Origin of the sequence: Pseudomonas sp. NPDC079086 (assembly GCF_044542155.1) — a bacterium.
Taxonomy (GTDB): Bacteria; Pseudomonadota; Gammaproteobacteria; order Pseudomonadales; family Pseudomonadaceae; genus Aquipseudomonas.
The window spans coordinates 222,562-240,539 of sequence record NZ_JBITTY010000002.1; the positions used below are offsets into that span (position 1 = coordinate 222,562).

Sequence of the window (17,978 nt, forward strand, 5' to 3'; positions counted from 1 at the left end):
GAAAAATGAGTTAGCTCTGTGGGAGGGGCTTTAGCCGCGACAAAGCGAAAAACATCGAGGCTAAAGCCCCTCCCACGAATCACATGCGGAACACGCCAAAGGTGGTCGGCTCGATCGGCGCGTTAAGGCTGGCGGACAATGCCAGGCCCAGTACGTCGCGGGTTTGCGCCGGGTCGATAACACCGTCGTCCCACAGTCGTGCGCTGGAGTAGTAAGGGTGGCCCTGGCGCTCGTACTGTTCGAGGATCGGCTGCTTAAGTGCCGCTTCATCCTCGGCAGAGAAGCGCTGCCCGGCGCGAGCGGCCTGCTCGTGCTTGACCTGCACCAGTACGCCGGCGGCCTGTTCGGCACCCATCACGCCGATCCGCGCGTTCGGCCACATCCACAGAAAACGTGGATCGTAGGCGCGACCACACATGCCGTAGTTACCCGCGCCGAAGCTGCCGCCGATGATCACGGTGAATTTCGGCACCTTGGCGCAGGCCACGGCGTTAACCAGTTTGGCGCCGTGCTTGGCGATGCCGCCGGCTTCGTACTTCTGGCCGACCATAAAGCCGGTGATGTTTTGCAAGAACAACAGGGGAATGCCGCGTTGGCAGGCCAGCTCGATAAAGTGCGCGCCTTTTTGTGCCGATTCGGCAAACAAGATCCCGTTATTGGCGAGGATTGCCACCGGATAGCCGTGGATATGCGCAAAGCCGCAGACCAGGGTGGTGCCGAACAGCGCCTTGAATTCATCGAATACGCTGCCGTCGACGGTGCGGGCGATGACTTCACGCACATCGAAGGGCTGCTTGGCGTCCGCCGGAATCACCCCGTACAGCTCTTCACCGCTGTACAGCGGGTTGATCGGCGCTCGGTTGTTGAGTACGCCGAGCTTGCGCCAGTTGAGATTGCTGATGCTGCGCCGGGCTATGGCCAGAGCGTGTTCGTCGTTGTCAGCGTAATGGTCGGCCACACCGCTGGTTTTGCAGTGCACATCGGCACCGCCAAGGTCTTCAGCGCTGACCACCTCACCGGTGGCGGCTTTTACCAGTGGTGGGCCGGCGAGGAAGATGGTGGCCTGGTTGCGCACCATGATCGCTTCGTCAGCCATGGCTGGCACGTAGGCGCCGCCAGCGGTACAAGAACCCATGACCACGGCGATCTGCGGGATGCCCATGGCCGACATATTGGCCTGGTTAAAGAAAATCCGGCCGAAGTGCTCGCGGTCGGGGAACACTTCATCCTGACGCGGCAGGTTGGCGCCGCCGGAATCGACCAGATAGATACATGGCAGACGGTTCTGCTGGGCGATGGTCTGCGCACGCAGGTGCTTTTTCACGGTCAGCGGGTAGTAACTGCCGCCTTTCACCGTGGCGTCGTTGGCCACGATCATGCACTCAACACCTTCGACCCGACCGATGCCAGCCACCACGCCAGCCGCCGGTACATCTTCACCGTAGACCTCATAGGCAGCCAGCTGGCCGATTTCGAGGAACGGCGAGCCGATATCCAGCAAGCGATTAATGCGTTCGCGTGGCAGCAACTTGCCCCGCGAGGTATGGCGTTCCTGGGCCTTGGCGCCGCCGCCTTCATGAACGCGGGCGAGCAGGACGCGCAGGTCGTTTACCTGGGTAAGCATTGCCGCACTATTGGCGGCGAACTCCGGTGAACGGGTGTTGATTTGAGTGTGCAGAATGGCCATCTGGCGCGCTCCGTCAGGCTATTTGGTTTCGTTGAACAGTTCGCGGCCGATCAGCATGCGGCGGATTTCACTGGTGCCAGCGCCGATCTCATAGAGCTTGGCGTCGCGCAGCAAACGGCCGGCTGGGTATTCGTTGGTGTAGCCGTTACCGCCGAGCAGCTGGATGGTGTCCAGCGCCATTTTGGTAGCCATTTCTGCGGTGTAAAGGATCACTGCGGCGGCGTCCTTGCGCGATTCCTCGCCGCGGTCGCAGGCCTTGGCCACGTTGTACAGGTAGGACTTGGAGGCGTTCATTCCGGCGTACATGTCGGCCAATTTGCCCTGCACCAGTTGGAACTCGCCGATCGACTGCTTGAACTGCTGACGTTCGTGCACGTAGGGCACCACCACGTCCATGCAGGCTGTCATGATCCCGGTCGGGCCGCCGGAGAGCACGGTACGCTCGTAATCCAGCCCGCTCATCAGCACCCGCACACCACCGCCTTCCGCGCCGAGAATGTTCTCTTCCGGCACTTCGCAATCCTCGAACACCAGCTCGCAGGTGTTCGAGCCGCGCATACCCAGCTTGTCCAGCTTCTGGTGGCGGGAGAAACCCTTGTAATCACGCTCGACGATAAACGCGGTCATGCCACGCGAGCCGGCACTGATATCGGTCTTGGCGTAGATCACGTAGGTGTGGGCGTCGGGGCCGTTGGTGATCCACATTTTGTTGCCGTTGAGTATGTAGCGGTCGCCACGTTTTTCCGCGCGCAGCTTCATCGACACCACATCAGAACCGGCATTCGGCTCGCTCATGGCCAGGGCACCAACGTGTTCGCCGGAGCACAGTTTGGGCAGGTACTTGGCCTTTTGCTCGTGAGTGCCGTTCTTGCGGATCTGGTTCAGGCACAGGTTGGAATGCGCGCCGTAGGACAGTCCGACCGAGGCGCTGGCGCGGCTGATCTCTTCCATCGCCACCACATGCGCCAGGTAGCCCATGTTGGTGCCGCCGTATTCCTCTTCCACGGTCATGCCGAGCAGGCCCATGTCGCCGAACTTGCGCCACATGTCCATGGGGAATTCGTTGTCGCGGTCGATCTGCGCGGCACGCGGGGCCAGTTCGGCTTGTGAGAACTGATACACCGAGTCACGCAGCATATCGATGGTCTCGCCGAGACCGAAGTTGAGAGATGGGTAGCTCATGGTTCCACCTGTGATTGTTAGAATTAAGTTCAGGAGATAACGGTTTGTTTTTTATCAGTTTCAGCCAAGGCCGCCAGGCAGCGCTCTTCGGCTGTATCCAGCTCAAGCTGCATCTGTTCGATGTCCAGCAGTTGCTGCTGCAGCTGGGCGCGGCGCTCGGCGATCTTCACCATAAAGGTGTGCAGCTGCTTGTGATTGCCGTGCACCGGGTCGTACAGCTCGATCAGTTCCTTGCACTCGGCGAGCGAGAAACCGATGCGTTTGCCGCGCAGGATCAGCTTGAGGGTGACCTTGTCCTTGGCGGTGTAGATGCGTTCCTGACCGCGGCGTTCGGGGCAGAGCATCTGCTGTTCTTCATAAAAACGAATGGCGCGGGTGGTGATATCCAGCTCGCGGGCCAGTTCGGAAATGGAGTAGGTGGTAGCGGACATACGACAGCGCTCTTGTTTACCTTTACGTTAACGTAAACTTGCCGTGACCTGCCGTCAACCCGGGTACCTGAAACAGCGATCTGGTTGAGTAGAAATGGACAGATAAAGTCTTTACTTGATAGCGACTTACAGTGCTTATCTAGAAAAATATTGAGGAACACGCTGCTGCAGCACCTGCACCAGCGCGGGTTCCATAAAAGCGTAATCGTCGGGGATGTTCAGGCTGTGAATGGGCTTGTTGGCTAGATTCCGGCGGAATTTCTCGGCCAGTTTGCGGCGATGGCGGCTTTCCATCACCAGAATCAGCTCGGCCCATTCCAGTAGTTCCGGGCTGACTGGAATATCGGCATCACGGTTAACCCCGGCCGAGGCCGTTTCCACCCCAGGCCAATCGGCGAAAACCTGCTCGGCTGTTGGGCTGCGCAGGCGGTTCTTGGCGCAGATAAACAGGACCCTGAGTGGCATGTTCTTGCTATCCGATGGTTCAGGCCTGGGCCTTTTGGTTTTTCTTTTCCAGGGCCGTAGCCTGCTGGGAAATCTCGATGATCTGCTCGCGCATCCAGCGGTTTGCCGGGTCCTGGTCGGTACTTTCGTGCCAGTAAATATGGGTTTCCAGAGGGGTCATATCCTTGATTGGCAGTTCGACAAAGTGCAGGTCGTTACGCCTTGCAAAGCGTTCCGGCACGGTCATGGCCATATCAGTGCCTTGCAGCACGGTGGTAGCCATCAGGTAATGCTGCGAGCGCAGGGCGATCTTGCGCTGGATGCCCATGCGACCAAGGGCCAGGTCAACATGGCCAAGGCCGCTGCGGCGGCTGGAGATATGGATGTGGGTCAGGCCCATATATTCGTCGAGGCTGATTTTCTCTTTAGCCATAGGGTGGCCGCGGCGCAGGGCGCAGACATAGCGGTCTTCCATCAGCTTGACGTGGCGCACCTGCGGGTCGGTGTTGAGCGGGGCGTCCACGGCAAAATCCAGACGGCCGGCGGCCAGCTCCTTAGTAGTTTCACGGCGACGGGCGAGCATGCTTTCGATATTCACGTTCGGCGCCATGCGGCGCAGGCGCTGAAACAGCGGCGGCAAGACGATAGCCTCGGTGAGGTCGGTCATGCTGATGCGGAAGGTCTTGTTAGCCTGGGCCGGGTTGAAGATGCGACTTTCCTGCACAGAGATACGCAGCTGCTGCAGCGCGTTGCGCACCGGGCCGATGATGTTCTGTGCCATTGGCGTGGGCACCATGCCCTGGGCAGTGCGCACGAACAGCGGGTCATTGAAGGTTTCCCGTAGGCGCGCCAGTGCGTTGGAAACGGCTGGCTGGGTAATACCGACGATCTGTCCGGCGCGGGTCAGATTGGCCTCGGTGTAGATGGCATCGAAGACGACAAAGAGGTTGAGGTCGACCTTGTTCAGATTCATTACACGCTCGCTCCGCAGGTTGTCGGTATTAGGGGCTGTTGCCGTTTCGTTCGCGGCCGCGCCGAAGCCTGTTTTAGCGCGAGGCAAGGCACGAGACACGAAGTTTGGTTGTTCCAAATGAGTGTCGAGAAACGCAGTATCGCGCTAAAACAGGCCCGGCCCTTCGGGTTGCGCGCAAAATCGCGCCATGCGTTGTTGGAGGACTTGGCATGGGAACAACCATTACCTGCTTCCTCCGCCTAGCCCGGCGAGATTTTGCGCAGCAACGCAGCTCGCGAAGAAACGGCAACAGACCCTAATTAATCATATATCGGTGATGAATGTTTATACACGGTGAGAATAGATTAGATAAATCCTAAGCCCTGTTCTAGCATCATTTCCACTTCACCGAACTCCCCCAAAATCAGCGTCAGAAGGTAGCCATCATGGATTTCGCCTACTCCCCCAAGGTTCAGCAGCTGCGTGAACGCGTCACCGCGTTTATGGAGACCCATGTCTATCCAGCCGAAGCCGTGTTCGAGCAACAGGTCAATGAAGGCGACCGCTGGCAGCCCACCGCGATCATGGAAGAGTTGAAAACCAAGGCTAAAGCCGAAGGCCTGTGGAACCTGTTTCTGCCGGAGTCCGAACTGGGCGCCGGCCTTACCAATACCGAATACGCGCCGCTGGCGGAAATCATGGGCAGTTCCTTGATCGGTGCCGAGCCGTTCAACTGCGCCGCGCCGGACACCGGCAATATGGAAGTACTGGTGCGCTACGCCAACGAAGCGCAGAAAGAGCAGTGGCTCAAGCCGCTGCTGGACGGCACCATCCGCTCCGCGTTCGCCATGACCGAGCCGGGTGTGGCGTCCTCTGATGCCACCAATATGCAGGCCAGCGCCGTGCGCCAGGGCGATGAGTGGGTGATCAACGGCCGCAAGTGGTGGACTTCCGGTGCGTGCGATCCGCGCTGCAAGATCATGATCTTTATGGGGCTGACCAACCCGGATGGTCCGCGCCATGCGCAGCACTCGATGATTCTGGTGCCAATGGACGCGCCGGGGGTGAAAGTGCTGCGCCCGCTGCCGGTATTTGGCTACGACGACGCGCCACACGGCCATGCCGAAGTGCTGTTTGAAAACGTCCGAGTGCCCTATGAGAACGTACTGCTGGGCGAGGGTCGTGGCTTTGAGATCGCCCAGGGTCGCCTTGGCCCAGGCCGTATCCACCATTGCATGCGCTCCATCGGTATGGCCGAGCGCGCGCTGAAACTGATGTGCGAGCGCTCGATCAACCGCACTGCCTTCGGCAAGCCGCTGGCGCGCTTGGGTGGCAATATCGATCACATCGCCGATTCGCGTATGGAGATCAATATGGCCCGCCTGCTGACCCTGAACGCGGCTTATATGATGGACACCGTGGGCAACAAGATCGCGGCCAGTGAAATCGCCCAGATCAAAGTGGTTGCACCTAACGTGGCGCTTAAAGTGATTGACCGGGCAATCCAGATCCATGGCGGTGCCGGGGTGTCCAACGATTTCCCGCTGGCCTACTGGTATGCCATGCAGCGCACCCTGCGCCTGGCCGACGGCCCGGACGAAGTGCATCGCGCGGCCGTTGGCAAGTTCGAGATCGGCAAGTACGTGTCGAAAGAAATGATGAAAGCCAGCCGCTAAAACGCGTCACTGAAAACGCACAAGGCCCGCAAATGCGGGCCTTGTGCGTTTTGGCTAATGCGGTGTTCCTGGCGGGGCAAATTCATCATCCGGACTGGCGCTCTGTTGCAGCCAGAGCAGGCGCATATGCAACTGCGCGGCGAAGGCGCGGGCGGCTTGTTCCTGATGAAAAATCAGGCTGCGTCTGCCCATGCGCACTTGCCAGCGTAGCTTGCCGCGCTGCAGCAGCGGTTCGATAACGATGCTCGGTGAGCTCAAACGATCAATGCTCCTGCCTGGGTGTGCGAGTTTTCAGCAGAGACAGTATCACTCCGCCCGCCAGCAAGCCGAGAGTCATGCACAGCGAGAGCAGGGCGGGCACCTTGATGATTTCGTGGAGAAAGATCTTGCCACCGATAAACATCAGTACCAGAGCCAGGGCGTACTTCAAGTAGATAAAGCGGTGCATCAATGCGGCCAGAGCAAAGTACAGCGCGCGCAGGCCGAGAATCGCGAAGATGTTCGAGGTGTAGACGATAAAAGGGTCCTGAGAGATGGCCAGCACTGCTGGCACACTGTCCACGGCAAAAACCAGGTCGGCCAGCTCGATCACTACCAGCGCCAGCAGCAGCGGCGTGGCATGCAGCAGGTGCTTGCCCGACGTTCTATCCGGCTGACGCACCAGGAAGCGTCCGCCGTGCATATCATCGGTCACCCGGATATGCCTGCGCAGGAATTGCAGTAAGCGGTTCTGGGCGAGGTCAGGGTGATGTTCTTCCTGAGCAGAAAGCATGCGTACCCCGGTAAACAGCAGAAACGCGCCAAACAGGTACAGCGCCCATTCGAAGCTCTGCACCAGCGCCGCGCCCAGACCAATCATCGTCGCACGCAGCACAATCACCCCGAGGATGCCCCAAAACAGTACGCGGTGTTGATAGCGCCGGGGGATGGCGAAGAAGTTGAGAATCATTGCCATGACGAACACGTTGTCCATCGACAGAGACTGTTCGACCAGAAAGCCGGTGTAGAACTCCAGCGCCCTAGTCTCACCCAGCTGTAACCAGATCCAGCCGCCGAAGGCCATACCAACGCTGAAGTAGCCGCTGTACAGCAGCAGACTCTCGCGCATTTCGATTTCATGCTGATCACGGTGCAGCACGCCGAGGTCGAGTATCAGCAAGCCGAGGATGATCAGTAGAAAGGCCAGCCAGAACCAGCCAGAGGTGCCGAATAATGGGGTGGTGAGCATGCTTGCCAAGCTATCCATGGAGCCACCTCGAATGTCTGCCTAAGTTGAGAATCAACTCAGTGACTCCGACATCACAGTGAAGGCTCACCGCCAGAGGGGCCCGGCGTCACGCTCGATTAAGGTTAGCAGGCCCCGCAGCAGTTTCCGTTAGTAAACCCAGACTTCCACCCGGCGGTTCTTGATCCGTCCGTCATCGCCGCTGTTGGCGGCCACCGGCAGTTCATCACCCAGGCCGATGATGTCGCGGAAGATCACGCCGCCTTTGCTCAGCTCGCGACGTACCGCCATGGCGCGCAGTTTTGATAACAGTTCGGCGCGGGCGGTGTCGGCCTTGGCATCGCCGAAGCCCACCAGCACCACCTTGTCGCGGAGCTTGTTCTGCTCTTGCAGGTAGGCCATCAGCCGCTTGAGGTCGCGCAGGGCCTTGTTGTCGAGGTTGGCGCTGCCTTCCTGAAAGCGGAAGTTCACCGACAGACGTTGGGCGTTTTTCGCCAGGTCCTGGTAGCTCGCCGGCATTTGCCCGTTCGCAGGGATTTTTACCGCCTGCACGGTCTGCGCGATAAAACCGTTCTGATCAACAATCGCCTGGCCGCGCGTGCTGTGGGCGAACTTCACCAGTGCACGGCCCCAGGGATTGCTCAAATCCGGCTGGTTATAGAAGAACAACCGGCGCGACAGCGGGTAATCCTCGGTGGCGATCAGGGTCAGGCTCGGCAGCATCGGTTGTGAGTCACCGGCGGCAATCGCCACAGCCTTGGCCTGGCGGATATAGGGCAAGCCAATAAAACCGATGCCGTTACGATCCTGACTGACTAAATCGGAGAGTTTTTCGCTGGATTCAAAACGCTTGGCGCCAGGTGCCAGGGCTTTGCCGTTGGCGCTGAGCACCAGTTCCTTGAAGGTGTCGAAGGTGCCGGACTTATCATCACGGGCGTACAGGGTGATGGCGCCGGCTGGTGCGCCGAGTTGCGCCCAGTCGCTGATCTCGCCGGCAAATATCTGCGCCAGCTGCGCAGTGTTCAGCGCCGCGATTGGGTTGCTCGGGTGCAAGATGATGGCCAGGCCGTCGAGGGCGATGATCTGCTCGGCGCTGGCGCTTTTCAGGTCACCCAGGCTCAGCAGGCTGGTGGCTTCGCTGTCCTTGATCGGCCGGGAGGAGGCAGCCAATTCGGCGCTGCCGTCGGCCAGTGAAGTAAAACCGGTGCCTGAACCGTGGGCCGCCACTTCAATGCTGACGCTGCGGCCATCGGCGGTTTTACCGGTGATCCTCTGCTCGTTTTCTGCTTTGCCGGCCTCAATGCGAATGGCGCTCAGGCTCTGTTCTTCAAGCAAGCCTTTGACCAGCGCCGGGCCAAGTCGCGCGCCGATTGTGTTGGAGCCCTGAATGCGCAGCACACTGCTGTTGTCACTGGGGATGGGCAGGGCAGCAAATACTGACCAGGGTAGGGCGTAGCAGATAGAGCCGAGCAGCAGAAAGCTGACGGTGCGAATCCAGGTATCACGTTCGAAGGCAGAGGAGGCGCGCAGCATGCGGCAAACACCTTATATGGGTGAGTGAAAGTGCCGCGACGATAAGACAAAAAAGTGACTGTAATATGACAGTCACTTATCTATGTGAAGGCTCTACTACAGGCTACTGCGCCAGTTCCAGCCAGATCGGCGCATGGTCGGAAGGCTTTTCCATGCCGCGCAGGTCGTAGTCAACGCCGGCATCCTTGATCCGCGCCTGCAAGGCCTGGGAGGCGAGAATCACGTCGATGCGCAGGCCACGCTTGGGTTCGTCCTCGAAACCGCGGCTGCGGTAATCAAACCAGCTGAAACGGTCATTCACCGCTGGGTTGAGGTGACGGAAGCTGTCGACCAGGCCCCAGTTCTTCAGTGTGGCCAGCCATTCGCGCTCTTCCGGCAGGAAGCTACATTTACCGGTTTTTAGCCAGCGCAGACGGTTTGGCTCGCCGATGCCGATGTCGCAGTCTTCCGGCGAGATATTGATATCCCCCATCACCACCAGCGCCTGTTCGGGGCTGAACTGGCTGAGCAGCAGGTTCTGCAAATCCGCATAAAACCGCTGTTTGGCCGGAAACTTGGTCGGATGGTCGCGGCTTTCACCCTGCGGGAAGTAGCCATTCATTACCGTGACCGGGTTGCCCTGGGCATCGGCAAAGGTGCCGTAGATAAAGCGCCGCTGGGCGTCTTCGGCATCCCCGGGAAAGCCCTTGTGCAGGCTCAGCGGTTCCTGGCGCGAAAGTAGGGCGACGCCGTAATGGCCTTTCTGGCCGTGATAATGCACGTGGTAGCCGAGCTGGCGGATATCCGCCTCGGGGAATTGCTCGTCGGCCACCTTGGTTTCTTGCAGACCGATGACATCCGGCTGATGTTTGTCGATCAATGCGGCCAGTTGATGTGGGCGTGCACGCAGGCCATTGATATTGAAGGAGACGATCTTCATGGGCGGCAGTCCTGGCTGTGGCTCTGGAAAGCTCGCGATGCTAGCCGATTAGCCGCCCTGCCTGCCAGCCTGTAGCGGCGCTGGGTGCGCGGTGCTAACGTGGCTGCAGGCCCAGCAAATCAAGAACAACAGAGGTCAAGCAGATGCCCAACAGTCTCGCCGAAGTTCGCATGCTCGATAGCGGCTATGCCCGCGAAGCCCGCTCGTTGCTGTACCACGCCTACCGCCATGACCCCACCTTTGCTTACCTGTTTGAGGCCGAGCGCCCAGGCTATGACCAGCGTGTGCGCGCCACCGTACGCGAGCTGGTACAGCAGCATTTTGCCGAAGACCTGCCGGCTATTGGCTTGCTGATCGACGACCGCCTGATTGGTATGGCGCTGATCGCTCCGCCGCAGCGGCGCATGGATATCACCGAAAGCTGGGGCTGGCGCATGCGCATGCTGCTGACCACCGGTTTCCGTTGCACCAAGCGTTACCTGGAATACCACGATGCAATAATCGCCTGCCTGCCGCCGGGGCCTTACCACGTGCTGCCGCTGCTCGGCATTCACCCTGAATATCAGGGCAAGCACTTCGGTGAGCAACTGCTTGAGGCGTTGCACAACTGGTGCGCCGAAGACGCCAGCTCCCAGGGCGTGGTGCTGGATACCGGTAATGGACATTACCTGGAGTTCTACAAGCGTCAGGGCTATGAGGAACTCGGTGAGGTGGCCATTGGGCCGATTATCGAGCACGTGTTTTTCCATCCTAGCCCGCAAGTAGCGATCAAGGCCAGCGCCTGAAAATGGCCTGCTCGGTGTGTCTGCCGGCATACCGAGTCGTAACTAATTGCCCGCACTACTGCTCTAAGTCGGCCCTGAGCTCGTGCTAGCATCGCCCTCATGTCTGTTTTCCCCAACCTTCTCGCAGGGCTGTTTCTTCTGCTGCTGAGTGCAACGGCCCTGGCCGAAGCACAGCTGCGCGTGCGGGCTGAACCGGCCAATAGCGCGCTAAAAAGCAACATCGAGGGCTATATCGGCAGCCTGGGCGAGCGCGATACCGAGGCCCTCCAGCGTTATCGCCGAGTGGCCGAGAACCAGGCGGAAAAGGCCGCCCAGGCCCTCGGCTATTACCAGGCGCAGATCACTTCAGAGGTCAGAGAGGGCACAACGCCGCGCCTGACCCTGCGTATTCAGCCGGGTGAGCCGGTGCGTTTGCGTGATGTGGTGGTGCGCGTCGAAGGCCCCGCTGCGCAGCTGCGCGCCTTCCGTACACCGAGTGACCCACAGCTGCGTAGCGGGGCGCAGCTCAATCATGGGCGTTACGACGCGGCCAAGCGTGAGATTCAGAATCAGGCCTCGCGTTATGGCTTCTTCGCTGGGCACTTCAGCAGTCAGCACCTGACGATAGATCCGGACGCTGGGGTTGCCGATATCGAGCTGGTCTACCTCAGTGGGCCGCGTTACCAACTGGGTGACGTGAGCTTTAGCGGCGACTCACCATTCGATGAGCAGCTGCTGCAGCGCATGGTACCGTTTCCAGCCGATACGCCCTACGACTCGGCACTGATTGCCGAGCTGTATCAGGCGCTGCGCTCCAGTGGTTATTTCGAGTCGGTACAGGTGGATGCCAACCCGAGCAGTGCTTCTGGCGAGCAGATCCCCGTAGAGGTTCAGTTGCAGGCGCGTAAGCCGCGTAGCATGGGTCTGGGGCTTGGTTTCTCGACCGACGTTGGCCCGCGCGGTCGAGCTAACTGGACGCGGCACTGGGCCAACCCCCAGGGGCATAGTTATGGCGCGGAGTTCGAGCTGTCGGCGCCACGGCAGAATGTCGGCCTGTGGTACGACGTGCCGCTCGATCCGCCGCTGACCGATAAATTGCGCATCGCCGGTGGCTATCAAGCCGAAGACCTGGCAAATACCGACAGCAGCAGTCGCCTGCTGACCGTTGGCCCTGAATGGCACAGTAAGCTCGACAACGGCTGGCAGCGGGTGCTGTCGCTGAAGTGGCAGCACGAGCAGTACGACCTTGGCGATGACGCCGGCAGCAGTACGCTGTTGATGCCGGGTATCAGCTACTCCTACCTGCACAGCGACAACCAGATCGACCCCAACCACGGCTATCGCCTGCAGTTCGATCTGGCCGGCTCGGCCAAGGGGCTGTTGTCCGATGCGAATGTGCTGCACGGCAATATCCAGCTCAAAGGCCTGACCACATTCTTCCAGCGCCACCGTGTGCTGGGCCGGGTGCAGGTGGGCGGCACTGAGTCCGACGGTTTTGCCAATGTACCGCCATCGCTGCGCTTCTTCGCTGGGGGCGACCAGAGTGTGCGCGGTTATGACTACCAGAGCCTATCCCCGGAAAACAGCGAAGGGGACAAAGTCGGCGGGCGCTACCTGTTTACCAGCAGCCTGGAATACCAGTACAGCCTGACCGAGCGCTGGCGTCTGGCGAGCTTCTTCGACCAGGGTAATACCTTCGAGTCGCTGCAGATTCCATCGCTGAAAAGCGCGGTGGGCGTAGGCGTGCGCTGGGTTTCGCCGCTGGGGCCGTTACGCCTCGACCTGGCACATCCACTGGATGAACAGGGCGGCGTGCGCCTGCATTTCTCCATGGGGCCGGAACTGTGAAGCGCGCGCTACGTTATGGGCTGTTCAGTCTGCTGGGCCTGCTGCTTGCACTGGCCGTCAGCCTGACTCTGCTAGTGGGCACTCAGGCCGGCAGTCGATGGTTGTTGGCTCAGGTACCAGGCGTGCAGGTGGACGGTTTCAATGGTCGCCTGGGCGGCAGCTGGAGTGCACAGCAGCTGCGCTGGCAGCAGGGTGATGACAGCGTTCTGCTGATGGCGCCTAACCTGGATTGGTCGCCTGCATGCCTGTTGCGCCTAACCCTGTGTATCGAGCAGTTACACAGCGGGCCGATCAGCCTGGTCTTCCCGGATGATCAACAACCCAGCAGCGAACCTTTCAGCCTGCCGGACCTGAGCCTGCCGTTGGCGCTGCAACTGGGTCAGGTGCAGATCGACAGCCTGCAGCTTAATGGCGCAGAGCAGTTGCAAGGCCTGCAACTGGCCGCGCGCTGGACTAGGCAGGGTATTCAGGTCGATAACCTCAGTCTGCGCACTGCTGATCTACAGCTGGCACTACAGGGCCAGATGCAAACCTCCGGCAACTGGCCGTTACAGCTGAGCGGAGAGCTGCAGTTACCAGCGCCTGAGCAACAGGCCTGGCCGGTGGCATTGCAGCTTGACGGCGAACTGCGCGAGCGGGTGCAGGTCACGGCCAGTAGCAGTGGTTATTTGACCGGCGAGCTGAGCGGCTGGCTGCAGCCCTTGGCGCAGCACCTGCCGGCGCAACTGCGTGTGCAGGTCGCGGCCTTCAAAGCCAGCGCCGAGCTGCCGGATAGCTTGCGCCTTGAGCAGCTTGAGCTAAATGCCCAGGGCGATCTGCAGGCCGGCTACCAGATCATCGGCAGTGCCAGCCTGCCCGCAGCGGAGGGACCGATAGCCTTGGCGCTGGCGGGTTTGCTCAAAGCTGACGGCGCCGCGATCAGCAATCTGAGCCTGACCGCCAGCCCCGAGCAGCAGGTACAAGTAAGCGGCGAGTTGAACTGGCAGCAGGGCCTGAGTCTGGACAGCCGCTTTAACTGGCAGAATTTCCCCTGGCAGCGTCTTTATCTGCTGGCAGAACCAGCGCCTGTGGTGTTACGCACGCTCAGTGGTGAACTGGCCTATCAGGATGGCAACTATCTTGGCCATTTCGCCGCTGAACTGGATGGCCCGGCTGGTTCTTTCAGCCTGCAAAGCCCGCTAAGTGGCGATCTACAGAAGCTGTATTTACCCGAGCTGCGCTTGCAGGCCGGCCAGGGCCGTGCCGAAGGTCAGGTCAGCCTGGGTTTTGCCGAGCAACTGAGCTGGGATGTGCGTCTGCAGTTGAGTCAGCTTGACCCGGCTTACTGGCTGGCCGAGCTACCTGGCAGTCTTGTCGGGCCGTTAAACAGCTCTGGCAGTCTGATCAATCAGCAGCTCAAGCTTAACGCCGATATCGATCTAACCGGCCGTTTGCGCGGGCAGCCGGCCACGTTGCTGGCGAAGTTTGCCGGCGGCCTAGAGCAGGGCGAGTTGAGTGCGCTGGATGTGCGTCTGGGTGATAACCGCCTCAGCGGTAAGGCCGCTTTGCAGCAACAGCTGAGCGGCCAGTTATTACTGTCGATGCCGAGACTGGGCCAGCTGTGGCCGGGGCTGCTGGGTCAGCTCAATGGCCAGCTGGATCTGGCTGGCAGCTTGCAAGCGCCCCAGGGCCAGTTGCAGCTACAAGGCAAGCGCCTGGCTTTTGAGGACCAGCGCCTGCAACAGCTCAAACTCGACGCCAGCCTGAACAGCGCTCAGCGTGCCCGGATCACCCTGGAAGCGTTAGGCATCCAACTGGGCGAAACCGAACTGGGGCGTCTGGATGCCACGGCCACTGGTGATAAGTACCAGCAGAGCCTTGAAATGCAGCTGCAAGGCCCGCTGCTAAATAGCCAACTGGCCCTGGCCGGCAAGCTGGACAAGGGCAACTGGCGCGGCAGCCTGAGCCGTGGCGAAGTGCAAAGCAGCGGTCAGGATTGGCGCCTGCAACAGCCTGCCACGCTGGTGCGGCTGGCCAGTGGGCAGCTCAGCCTGGGCGCGCATTGTTGGCGTTCTGCTGATGTCAGCCTGTGTGGAACGCAGCAGCGCCTGCTGCCACAGCCCAAGCTGGACTATCAGTTAAGCAACTTCCCCATGGACAGCCTGGCGGCCCTGTGGCCCAAGGACTTTACCTGGCAAGGCGAACTCAATGGTCGGCTGCAGCTGGATATGCCGGCCAGTGGCCCGAATGGCAGCCTGGAGTTGGATGCCGGCAGCGGTATCTGGCGCATTCGCGATCAGCAACAGTGGCTGGATTTTGCTTACGACAGCCTGCGCTTGAGCGCGCAATTGCGCCCGAAACGCATCGACAGCCTGCTGGAACTACGTGGCCCGGCCATTGGCGAACTTTCGCTGCAGGCTCAGCTTGATCCGCGCCCGGCGAGCAAGCCGCTGTCCGGCAGCTTTCGCCTGAATGGCCTGGATCTGGCTCTGGTGCGCCCATTTGTGCCGATGGTTGAGCACATCGCCGGGCAACTGAACGGCGCGGGCACCTTGTCAGGCGGGCTGCTGACGCCGCAGATCAACGGCAACCTGCGCGTGCTGAATGGCGAAATAAGCGGCGGCGAGCTGCCCATGAATATCGAGCAGCTGCAACTGCAGGCGCAGATCGTAGGTGAACGGCTGCAGCTGGAGGGTGATTGGCGTAGTGGCGAACAAGGTCAGGGCAGCCTGAATGGCGAGCTGAGCTGGGCCGATGGGTTGCTGGTGGACATGCAACTGCGGGGCAGCCGGTTGCCCGTGACGATGGAGCCCTACGCCGCACTAGAGGTCGCGCCAGATCTACGTTTGCGTTTGCATGATGAGCAGCTGTCGCTGGCCGGCAAGGTACTGATTCCCAGCGGCAAGATTGAAGTACGCGAGCTGCCACCTTCAACCGTGCAGATGTCCAGCGATGCACGGGTGGTGGGCCGCGACAGCGCGCCGCAACAGGCCACAGCAATTGCCATGGATATTGATGTCGAAGTCGGTCAGCAGCGCCTGACTTTCAGCGGCTTTGGCCTCGACGCCGAGCTGCTTGGCCGCGTGCATATCGGCAATGATCTGGACACCCGTGGCGAGCTGAGCCTGAACAAGGGTCGTTTCCGCGCGTATGGTCAGCGCCTGAGTGTGCGCCGCGCGCGCCTGCTGTTCGCCGGGCCGATTGATCAGCCGTTTCTCGATATCGAGGCAGTGCGTCAGGTCGATGACGTAACTGCCGGTCTGCGCCTGAGCGGCAATGCCGCGCAACCGACCAGCACGGTGTTTTCCGAACCGGCCATGAGCCAGGAGCAGGCGCTGTCCTACCTGGTCATGGGCCGGCCATTGGGGCAGGGCGGTGGTGACAATACGATGCTGGCGCAAGCCGCACTGGCATTGGGCATGGCCGGCAGTGCGCCACTGGTCAATAGCCTGGCGCAGGGCCTGGGTATCAGCGATTTCCAACTCGACACTCAAGGCTCGGGAGTAACCACCAGTGTGGTGGCCAGCGGCAACCTGTCCGAGCGTCTGAGTCTGCGTTACGGCGTGGGGGTGTTTGAGCCAGCGAATACCATCGCGCTGCGCTACGAACTGAGCCGCAAGCTCTATCTCGAGGCTGCCAGCGGATTGGCCAGTTCACTGGACCTGTTCTACCGTCGCGACTTCTAGTAAGCCAATTTACTGCGGGCTCACGCTGGATTAACCCAGTTAATTCGCGTTTAAATTGCGCACCTCGCTCAAAACGTCTGAGCGTTGAAATCTAAACAGTGAAAACCACTATCACAGTCTTCATATACTGACCGCCGCTGATCACCGGGCAGTCGTTGTGCTGACGGGGATAGCCCGATCCGTTGTTTGCAAGCGCGCCAATCCAGCTCGCTTTCTGCGTAACAGCATGGCCTACCCGGCAATCGGACAAGCGAAGGCTACCCACCTCGCGTTCACTACAAGAATAAGGAAATGAGCATGGAATTCGTCAACACCCTGGTTAATCAACTCAATGGCGTGGTCTGGGGCCCGCCCATGCTGGTGCTGATTCTCGGTACTGGTCTGTTCCTCATGTTGCGCCTGAAATTTATGCCGCTGAGCAAGATCGGCGCAGGCTTCAAACTGATGTGGCAAGGCCGCAAGAAAGGTGACGCGGAAAGCGGTGAGATCAGCCCGTTCCAGGCGCTGATGACCTGCCTGGCTGCTACCGTCGGTACCGGTAATATCGCCGGTGTGGCTACCGCGATTTTCCTCGGCGGCCCGGGTGCGCTGTTCTGGATGTGGTGTACCGCTCTGGTCGGCATGGCCACCAAGTACTGCGAAGTAGTGCTGGCGGTGCATTACCGTGAGAAGGATGAGCGCGGCGAGCACGTTGGCGGTCCGATGTACGCGATCAAGAACGGCCTGGGCAAGAAGTGGCTGTGGCTCGGTACCGCGTTTGCCATCTTCGGCGGCTTTGCCGGTTTCGGGATCGGCAACATGGTGCAGGTCAACAGCATGGCCGCGGCCCTGCAAACCACCTTCAACGTGCCGCTGTGGGTCACAGGCGTGGTCACCATGGTCTTCGTCGGCATGGTGATCCTCGGTGGTATCAAGCGTATCGGTAAAGTGGCCGCGACCCTGGTGCCGTTTATGTGCGTGGCTTACATCATTGCCGCGTTCGTGGTGCTGGTGGTTAACGCTGCTGAAATTCCAGCGGCTTTTGAAATGATCTTCACCTATGCCTTCAGCCCAGCTGCTGCGACTGGCGGCTTTGCTGGTGCTGCAGTGATGGCGGCAATTCGCTTTGGTGTGGCGCGCGGTATCTTCTCTAACGAAGCCGGTCTGGGTACTGCCGGTATCGCTCAAGCGGCCGGTACTACCAACAGCCCAGTGCGTTCAGGGATGATCGGCATGCTAGGGACCTTTATCGACACCATCATCATCTGCTCGATGACTGGCCTGGCGATCATCACCTCGGGTGTATGGACCAGCGGCGCCAGCGGTGCTGCATTGTCTGCGGCGGCTTTTGAGTCGGCAATGCCAGGTGTCGGCGGTTACATTCTGACCATTGCCCTGGTGGTGTTTGCTTTCACTACCATCCTCGGCTGGAGCTACTTCGGCGAGAAGTGCTGGGAATACATGGTCGGCACCAAGTCGATCCTGCCGTTCCGCATTCTCTGGGTGGTAGCTGTGCCGTTCGGTGCAATTGCTCACCTGGACTTCGCCTGGCTGGTGGCTGACACCCTCAACGGTCTGATGGCGATTCCTAACCTGCTGTCGCTGCTGCTGCTTAGCCCGATTGTGGTTAAGCTGACCAAGGATCACTTCGCTAAAAATTGATGTGTCGCCTG

14 protein-coding genes are annotated in these 17,978 nt (G+C 60.1%); 5 read left to right on the top strand and 9 right to left on the bottom strand.

All coding sequences use genetic code 11. The features are described 5' to 3' along the window. Positions 1-79: 79 nt before the first annotated feature. From ACIGEK_RS10520 to ACIGEK_RS10540, 5 genes are all read right to left on the bottom strand, one after another. A complete protein-coding gene (locus ACIGEK_RS10520; protein WP_397493281.1) occupies positions 80-1,687 on the bottom strand; it encodes a carboxyl transferase domain-containing protein in 1,608 nt (535 codons plus the stop codon). Between the two features lie 18 nt (positions 1,688-1,705). After that, positions 1,706-2,869 carry an isovaleryl-CoA dehydrogenase gene (locus ACIGEK_RS10525; RefSeq protein ID WP_397493282.1) on the bottom strand — a complete coding sequence of 388 codons (1,164 nt, stop codon included), beginning with the start codon at positions 2,867-2,869 and terminating at the stop codon, positions 1,706-1,708. 29 nt (positions 2,870-2,898) lie between these two features. Beyond that, positions 2,899-3,300 (bottom strand): MerR family DNA-binding transcriptional regulator, encoded by a 402-nt coding sequence (locus tag ACIGEK_RS10530; RefSeq protein ID WP_397493283.1) that lies wholly within the window; start codon positions 3,298-3,300, stop codon positions 2,899-2,901. Positions 3,301-3,435: 135 nt separating this feature from the next. Further along, on the bottom strand, positions 3,436-3,765 hold the full coding sequence (locus ACIGEK_RS10535) for a low molecular weight protein tyrosine phosphatase family protein (RefSeq protein WP_397493284.1): 330 nt from the start codon (positions 3,763-3,765) through the stop codon (positions 3,436-3,438). 19 nt (positions 3,766-3,784) lie between these two features. After that, positions 3,785-4,717, bottom strand: coding sequence for a LysR family transcriptional regulator (locus ACIGEK_RS10540; protein WP_397493285.1), 933 nt, complete (start codon positions 4,715-4,717; stop codon positions 3,785-3,787). Positions 4,718-5,142: 425 nt separating this feature from the next. Here ACIGEK_RS10540 and ACIGEK_RS10545 point away from each other — a divergent pair, with 425 nt between their 5' ends. Then, positions 5,143-6,372, top strand: coding sequence for an acyl-CoA dehydrogenase (locus tag ACIGEK_RS10545; RefSeq protein WP_397493286.1), 1,230 nt, complete (start codon positions 5,143-5,145; stop codon positions 6,370-6,372). A 54-nt stretch (positions 6,373-6,426) separates the two neighbouring features. Here the strand turns inward: ACIGEK_RS10545 and ACIGEK_RS10550 are convergent, their stop codons facing one another. The 4 genes from ACIGEK_RS10550 to xthA all read right to left on the bottom strand — a co-directional run bounded on the left by ACIGEK_RS10550 (position 6,427) and on the right by xthA (position 10,049). Then, positions 6,427-6,630, bottom strand: a complete 204-nt coding sequence (locus ACIGEK_RS10550) for a hypothetical protein (RefSeq protein ID WP_160014234.1) — start codon at positions 6,628-6,630, stop codon at positions 6,427-6,429. 4 nt (positions 6,631-6,634) lie between these two features. Further along, the gene (locus tag ACIGEK_RS10555; RefSeq protein ID WP_397493287.1) at positions 6,635-7,618 is read right to left on the bottom strand and encodes a TerC family protein; all 984 of its coding nucleotides are present in this window, start codon (positions 7,616-7,618) and stop codon (positions 6,635-6,637) included. A 129-nt stretch (positions 7,619-7,747) separates the two neighbouring features. Continuing rightward, positions 7,748-9,130, bottom strand: coding sequence for a substrate-binding domain-containing protein (locus tag ACIGEK_RS10560; protein WP_397493288.1), 1,383 nt, complete (start codon positions 9,128-9,130; stop codon positions 7,748-7,750). A gap of 103 nt (positions 9,131-9,233) precedes the next feature. Beyond that, positions 9,234-10,049 carry an exodeoxyribonuclease III gene (gene xthA / locus ACIGEK_RS10565; protein WP_397493289.1) on the bottom strand — a complete coding sequence of 272 codons (816 nt, stop codon included), beginning with the start codon at positions 10,047-10,049 and terminating at the stop codon, positions 9,234-9,236. A gap of 143 nt (positions 10,050-10,192) precedes the next feature. On the opposite strand from xthA, the gene ACIGEK_RS10570 reads away from it, so the two are divergent. From ACIGEK_RS10570 to ACIGEK_RS10585, 4 genes are all read left to right on the top strand, one after another. Further along, positions 10,193-10,834 carry a GNAT family N-acetyltransferase gene (locus ACIGEK_RS10570; RefSeq protein WP_397493290.1) on the top strand — a complete coding sequence of 214 codons (642 nt, stop codon included), beginning with the start codon at positions 10,193-10,195 and terminating at the stop codon, positions 10,832-10,834. Between the two features lie 99 nt (positions 10,835-10,933). Then, positions 10,934-12,661: an autotransporter assembly complex family protein gene (locus tag ACIGEK_RS10575; RefSeq protein ID WP_397493291.1), complete on the top strand. Its 1,728-nt coding sequence runs from the start codon at positions 10,934-10,936 to the stop codon at positions 12,659-12,661. Beyond that, positions 12,658-16,326, top strand: coding sequence for a translocation/assembly module TamB domain-containing protein (locus ACIGEK_RS10580; protein WP_397493292.1), 3,669 nt, complete (start codon positions 12,658-12,660; stop codon positions 16,324-16,326). The genes ACIGEK_RS10575 and ACIGEK_RS10580 overlap by 4 nt, the downstream gene beginning before the upstream one ends. Before the next feature lie 297 nt (positions 16,327-16,623). Then, a complete protein-coding gene (locus ACIGEK_RS10585) occupies positions 16,624-17,967 on the top strand; it encodes an alanine/glycine:cation symporter family protein (protein WP_397493293.1) in 1,344 nt (447 codons plus the stop codon). Positions 17,968-17,978 lie beyond the last annotated feature (11 nt).

Coding starts and splice junctions, on each gene's coding strand:
- ACIGEK_RS10520 (WP_397493281.1), bottom strand. CDS start 1,687: ATGGCCATTCTGCACACTCAAATCAACACCCGTTCACCGGAGTTCGCC.
- ACIGEK_RS10525 (WP_397493282.1), bottom strand. CDS start 2,869: ATGAGCTACCCATCTCTCAACTTCGGTCTCGGCGAGACCATCGATATG.
- ACIGEK_RS10530 (WP_397493283.1), bottom strand. CDS start 3,300: ATGTCCGCTACCACCTACTCCATTTCCGAACTGGCCCGCGAGCTGGAT.
- ACIGEK_RS10535 (WP_397493284.1), bottom strand. CDS start 3,765: ATGCCACTCAGGGTCCTGTTTATCTGCGCCAAGAACCGCCTGCGCAGC.
- ACIGEK_RS10540 (WP_397493285.1), bottom strand. CDS start 4,717: ATGAATCTGAACAAGGTCGACCTCAACCTCTTTGTCGTCTTCGATGCC.
- ACIGEK_RS10545 (WP_397493286.1), top strand. CDS start 5,143: ATGGATTTCGCCTACTCCCCCAAGGTTCAGCAGCTGCGTGAACGCGTC.
- ACIGEK_RS10555 (WP_397493287.1), bottom strand. CDS start 7,618: ATGGATAGCTTGGCAAGCATGCTCACCACCCCATTATTCGGCACCTCT.
- ACIGEK_RS10560 (WP_397493288.1), bottom strand. CDS start 9,130: ATGCTGCGCGCCTCCTCTGCCTTCGAACGTGATACCTGGATTCGCACC.
- xthA (WP_397493289.1), bottom strand. CDS start 10,049: ATGAAGATCGTCTCCTTCAATATCAATGGCCTGCGTGCACGCCCACAT.
- ACIGEK_RS10570 (WP_397493290.1), top strand. CDS start 10,193: ATGCCCAACAGTCTCGCCGAAGTTCGCATGCTCGATAGCGGCTATGCC.
- ACIGEK_RS10575 (WP_397493291.1), top strand. CDS start 10,934: ATGTCTGTTTTCCCCAACCTTCTCGCAGGGCTGTTTCTTCTGCTGCTG.
- ACIGEK_RS10585 (WP_397493293.1), top strand. CDS start 16,624: ATGGAATTCGTCAACACCCTGGTTAATCAACTCAATGGCGTGGTCTGG.